Source organism: Calidithermus terrae (assembly GCF_003574345.1).
In the GTDB taxonomy this organism is placed as follows: Bacteria; Deinococcota; Deinococci; order Deinococcales; family Thermaceae; genus Calidithermus; species Calidithermus chliarophilus.
Genome location: NZ_QXDL01000447.1, coordinates 1 through 948 on the forward strand (window position 1 = coordinate 1; position 948 = coordinate 948).

1 protein-coding gene is annotated in these 948 nt (G+C 66.5%); it reads left to right on the forward strand.

Features of this window, described 5'->3' with window-relative positions:
* On the forward strand, window positions 1-932 hold a 932-nt coding region (locus tag Mterra_RS21495; RefSeq protein ID WP_147373065.1), incomplete at its 5' end, for an RNA-guided endonuclease InsQ/TnpB family protein.
* Window positions 933-948 lie beyond the last annotated feature (16 nt).

Sequence of the window (948 nt, forward strand, 5' to 3'; positions counted from 1 at the left end):
AGAACGTCATCGAGCGGGTGGACAAAGCCTTCCAGGGCTTCTTCCGCCGGGTCAGGGCGGGACAGAAAGCGGGCTACCCCCGCTTCAAGGGACGGGAGCGCTACGACTCGTTCACCTTCCCCCAGGCGGGCCAAACCGGGGTCAAGGTGCAGGGAGGCGGGAAGCGGGTCTTCCTCCACGGCATCGGCTCGGTCAAGTGCAAGTTCCACCGCCCGCTCGAAGGGGAGGTCAAGACCGCGACGGTGAAGCGGGAAGGCGAGCACTGGTACATCGTGTTTGTCTGCGAGACCGAGCCCAACCCCCTACCCGAGAACCGGGCAGCCGTCGGGATAGACCTGGGCACCAACCCCCACTTCCTCGTCACCTCGGAGGGGGAGCTGGTCGAGGCCCCTCGGTACTTCCAGAAGGCGCAGGCCAAACTCGCCCGCACCCAGCGGTCCGTGACGAAGAAGCGGCGGGGTTCCAACCGACGCAGGAAGCTCAAAATGCGCCTGGCTCGGCAGCACCGCAAAATCGCCAACCAGCGCAAAGACTTCCACCACAAGCTGGCCCGGAGGCTCGTAAACCGCTATGGCACCGTCGTCCACGAAGACCTGAACATCCTCGGACTGGCCCGCTCCCGCACCGCCAAGGGGGTGCAGGACGCGGGCTGGGCGGCTTTTCTGCAAACCCTCGCCTACAAAGCGGAGGAGGCTGGTAGGCGGGTCGTGGGGGTAGACCCCAAGCATACCAGCCAGGACTGCCCGGTGTGCGGGCACCGGGAGAAGAAACCCTTGTGGGTCAGGGAGTTCACCTGCCCCGCTTGCGGGGCCTCTCTTCACCGGGATGTGGCTGCGGCCATCAATGTCCTGGCACGGTCGGGGCGTGCACCCGACCGCAGATGGGCTCGGACGGAGCCTTCGGGGATGGGTACGGCGTGGGCCGTCCCGTGAGAACCGAGAAGCCCCG